At 31.7% G+C, this 4,917-nt stretch carries 4 protein-coding genes; 3 read left to right on the top strand and 1 reads right to left on the bottom strand.

Going from position 1 to position 4,917, the window contains the following annotated elements; genetic code table 11:
- Positions 1-5: 5 nt before the first annotated feature.
- From xylA to xylB, 3 genes are read left to right on the top strand one after another with little or no spacing between them, the layout of a single operon-like run.
- Complete coding sequence (xylA, locus tag PKN74_RS07855; protein WP_472310242.1) at positions 6-1,322, top strand: xylose isomerase; 1,317 nt, start codon at positions 6-8, stop codon at positions 1,320-1,322.
- Between the two features lie 31 nt (positions 1,323-1,353).
- Positions 1,354-2,550, top strand: coding sequence for an ROK family transcriptional regulator (locus tag PKN74_RS07850; RefSeq protein ID WP_472310240.1), 1,197 nt, complete (start codon positions 1,354-1,356; stop codon positions 2,548-2,550).
- Positions 2,551-2,566: 16 nt separating this feature from the next.
- A complete protein-coding gene (gene xylB, locus PKN74_RS07845; protein ID WP_472310238.1) occupies positions 2,567-4,042 on the top strand; it encodes a xylulokinase in 1,476 nt (491 codons plus the stop codon).
- A gap of 59 nt (positions 4,043-4,101) precedes the next feature.
- Here the strand turns inward: xylB and PKN74_RS07840 are convergent, their stop codons facing one another.
- Entirely contained in the window at positions 4,102-4,590 is a 489-nt protein-coding gene (locus PKN74_RS07840; protein ID WP_472310236.1) for a Dps family protein, read from the bottom strand.
- Positions 4,591-4,917 lie beyond the last annotated feature (327 nt).

Raw genomic sequence — 4,917 nt, 5'->3', positions numbered from 1 at the left:
ACAAAATGCGTGAATACTTCAAAGAAATTAAAAAAATCGAATACGTTGGAAAAGGCTCTAAAGAGCAATTGGCTTTTCATTATTACAATCCTAAGGAAATAATTGGAGGAAAGTCGATGGAGGACCATCTAAGATTTTCTGTAGCATACTGGCATACCTTTACTGCAGAAGGCAGAGATATGTTTGGCGTGGAAAGTGCTCACAGAGAATGGAATAAGTACACTGATCCTTTAGATAAAGCTTTAGCTAGAGCTGATGCTGCTTTTGAATTTATGAGTAAACTTGGTGTGAAATATTTTTGTTTTCACGATAGAGATTTAGTTGATGAACAAGAAACTCTCAGAGAGACTAACAAATTGCTTGATAAAGTTGTAGAACATATTAAAGGAAAAATGAAAGAAACTGGTATTAAATTACTTTGGGGAACAGCTAACTTATTTGCTCATCCTAGATACATGCAAGGAGCAGCCACAACTTGTGATGCAGATGTTTATGCTTACGCCTCTGCACAAGTTAAAAAAGCGCTTGAAATTACCAAAGAATTAAATGGAGAAAACTATGTCTTTTGGGGTGGAAGAGAAGGATACGAAACGCTTCTTAATACAAACATGGAATTAGAGTTAAACAATCTAGCTAAATTCATGCATATGGCGGTAGATTATGCCCAAGAAATAGGTTTCACAGGTCAGTTTTTGATAGAACCAAAACCAAAAGAACCTACAAAACATCAATATGATTTTGACGTAGCTAACTCCTATGCATTCTTACAAAAGTATGACTTAGACAAGTATTTTAAATTCAACATAGAAGCAAATCACGCAACGTTAGCAGGACATACATTTCAACACGAATTAAGATATGCAAGAATTAACAATCTTTTAGGAAGCGTAGATGCAAATATGGGAGACTTACTACTTGGTTGGGATACAGATCAATTTCCTACCAACGTTTATGAAAATGTTTTGGCTATGTATGAAATACTTAAAAACGGAGGTATTGCACCTGGAGGATTAAACTTTGATGCTCATGTAAGAAGACCATCTTACGAAGATATCGATTTATTTTATGCACACATAGCAGGAATGGATGCATTCGCATTAGGCCTAAAGATAGCTCATAAAATAGTTGAAGACAAAGTATTGGAAGATTTCATAGAAAAACGATATAATAGTTTCAACGAAGGAATAGGAAAAAAGATAGTAGAAGGCACAACAAACTTCAAAGAACTTGAAGACTATGTTATTGACAAGAAAGTATCTTTACCTAAATCTGGAAGACAAGAATATTTAGAAAATTTAATCAATCAATACATTTTTGAATGATTGAAAAACTGATTTAAGGAGGACTTAAATTTTGAAGCTAAAGAAAATAAACGCTGAAAGAATGGGCTACTCAAACAAACTAATGGTTTTTAATTTAATTCGATATTCACCACAAATCTCTAGAAACGAGATTACTAAACTTACTGGTTTAGACAAAAGTACTGTCACAAAAATAGTTTTTGATCTAATGGATAAAAATCTTGTTAAAGAAGGAGAAAGAAAGTCGTCACAAGGACCTGGAAGAAAACCCATAAAACTAGAACCAGTAAAAGAAGCTGTTGTTTCTATAATTGTAAAAGTTGGTGTAGAAAGTACAATAGTAGGGATGGGATATCTGAATAATCAGATAGAAATTTTAAGCAAATTTGAAACTCCAAAAAGTTTTTCTTCTTTTTTAGCAAAAGTTTCAGCAACTGTAGGCCATATTTACAACGAAAATAAGGAAAAAAACATTGCTGGTATCTCTTTTTCTTTTCCAGGAATGGTAGATAGAAATAACTTAATTATTGAATATGTACCTCATTTTAATTGGAATAACATTAACTTTAAAAAGGCTTTTCTAAAAAATCTCCCTGATTGGGATAAGTCGATTTTTATAGCTAATGAAGCAAAGTTAGCATTACAAGCGGAATTGTTTTTTAACAAGAGTATAAAAAACTTTAACAATGGGATTTACATATTCATATCTCAGGGTATTGGTGGTGCCCTATTGATAGACGAACAAATATATTTGGGTCCCAACTACACTGCAGGAGAGTTTGGACATATGACTATCCAAGAAGAAGGTGAAAAATGTTTTTGTAACAATCAAGGGTGTTGGGAAACTTATGCTTCAATAGATACGATATCTAAAATATATGAATATAGTAACGGGAAGCTTGAAGGAGATACTTATGAAGAAAAGTTCAAAAACTTATTAGATAAAGCTCAAAGAAAAGAAAATAACTCGTATGAAATTATCCAACAAATGCTATACTATTTAGCTGTAGGAGCTGTAAATCTTATAAACATACTCAATCCTGAATTTGTAATCTTCGGAGGATATGGTTCCCTTTTTCCAAATGAATATTTAACTGAAATAGAAAATATAATTAAACAAAGGGCTTTAAAACCCGCATTAAAATCTTTTACAAAAACCTGTAAGCCAGTTTTTGATATAGAAACTGCTTGTTTAACAGGAGCCAATTTGAGGGTAATGGACGATTTTTCTGAAAAAATAGTTAAGTAACTAGAGGTGAATTGTCATGGAAAAATACTTGGGAATTGATGTGGGAACAACATCAATAAAAGGGCTAGTGGTTGATGAAAAAGGTAAACTTTTAGATAATTATTCTTATCCTTTGAAAATGAATATTCCAAAACCCGGTTGGGCAGAACAAGATCCCAACATGTGGTGGGAAGGTGTTCTTGAAATATTAAAAAACGTTTCTTTAAAACATTCGATCTCTGCTATAGGTTTTTCGGGCCAGATGCATAGTTTAGTCTGTTTAGATAAAAATTACGAAGTTATCCGACCAGCTATTTTGTGGTGCGATCAAAGAACCACTCCACAATGTAAAAAAGCTACTGAACTTCTTGGGGGAGAAAAAAATGTAATTGAAAAAATTGGTAATCCTTTTCTAGAAGGATTTACTTTCCCCAAGATATTGTGGGTAAAAGAAAACGAGCCCGATAATTTTAAGAAGATAAAAAAAATATTACTTCCCAAAGATTATATAATCTTTAAATTAACAGGAAATTTAGGAATAGATTATTCCGACGCATCAGGAACCGCATGTTTTAATATTAACAAGAGCACCTGGGATGAAGAAGTGCTTGAAAAATTTGGAATTGATATAAATATTATGCCAGATATATATGCTTCATACGAAACTAGAGGACAATTAAGACCGGAACTAAAAAGTCAGCTAGGCTGGACAAATTGTAAAATTGTTTCAGGAGGAGCAGATAATGCTGCTGCCGCATTTGGAATAGGCATCTCTAGAAAAGGAGAGTCTATGGTTAGTATAGGAACTTCCGGGACAGTTTTAACGATTACTGATAACAAAAAACCCGATTTAGAAGGAAAAATTCATTATTTTAATCATGTACTAGAAAATGAATATTATTATATGGGCGTTATGCTATCTGCTGCTAACACGTTAAATTGGGTAAGAGATAACTTTTTCCCGCATTCAAACTGGGATGAAATAGAAGAAAGAATAAACAAATCTGTTCCAGGAGCAAATGGAATTATATTTCTTCCCTATCTTAATGGAGAAAGAACCCCACATAGAGATCCTAATGCAAGAGGAGTAATTTTTGGATTATCATCGATAAATACAGAAAATGATGTGTTGAGGGCAACAATGGAAGGAATAACTTTTGGTTTAAGAGATTCTTTCGAACTCATAAAACAAAAAACTGAAATTAATGATATGAGGATAGTTGGCGGAGGAGCCAAAAATAAAACCTGGATTAGACTGGTTGCAGCAAACTTTAAAATGCCTATAAAAATACCTCAAATAGATGAGGGTGGAGCCTATGGAGCGTCTATGCTAGCTGCGTTAGGAAATGGTCAAAAGCTAGAACAAGTTTTAAGTTGGGTTAAAATAAAAGAAATAATAGAACCTGAGCCCCAGTTATTTGAAATATATGATGAACTTTATGAAATATACAAAAATTTGTATTTTTCATTAAAAGAAAACTTTATTGAAGTGGCAAGATTTTTAAACCTATAGATAATTAAAAATAAAAAAGCGGCGAAAGCCGCTTTTTTAGTAACTTTATGATGTTCCACTTAAGATAAAGTAGCTCTCAGCATCCAAGAATTTTTCTCAAATTCTTTAATGGAACCTATTAGTATATCTGCTGTTCCTTCGTCACCATACTCTTGTGCTAATTTTATAATCTTTCGTAGTTGTCCAACTAATTCTGAAAAATCATTCAAAACAATGTTCAATGATTCTTCTATACCATAACTTTTACTGTCAATTTCTTTGAGTGTTGCATTTTGAACATAGTCACTCAACTTAACCAATGGCCTATATCCTAAAGTAAGAATCCTCTCAGCGATTTCATCAATTTGATCTGATATATAGTCATAAAACTCTTCTAACTTTTCATGAATTTTGAAAAAATTTCTACCTTCTACATTCCAATGTAAATTATGTAACTTTGCGTAGAAAATTTGCAAATTGGACAAATATGCGTTCAGTTCTTTAGAAATTGTTTCTCTTACTTTCTCATCTAACGATATTTTTACTTCAATTTTTCCTGCTTTATCCATAATAAATTCCTCCTTTAGTTAATTTAAATTGGATGTTTTAAAATCTTGATTTTATAGATGTCTAAAGGAATATTTTTTTCACATTTTTCATCAAATTTACAATCCTTAGATTCTAAAACCATCTTCATTTTTATTCTACCAAAATATTGTAAAAAAATGAATTAATTTAAGAATAAAAGATTATATTTTTGTTTCTAGTTAACAACAATATTAGTTAACTATATTATTCATAACTTAAAAAATTACCTTTTAAAAAATAATTAATTAGAAGCTTTTTATCATTTTCCTGCAAGAAGACTCCCACTTCTGTAAGTGGGGGATGAATTG

Origin of the sequence: Defluviitoga sp., from assembly GCF_035349255.1 — a bacterium.
In the GTDB taxonomy this organism is placed as follows: domain Bacteria; phylum Thermotogota; class Thermotogae; order Petrotogales; family Petrotogaceae; genus Defluviitoga.
This window is presented reverse-complemented; position numbering and strand designations above follow the sequence as displayed.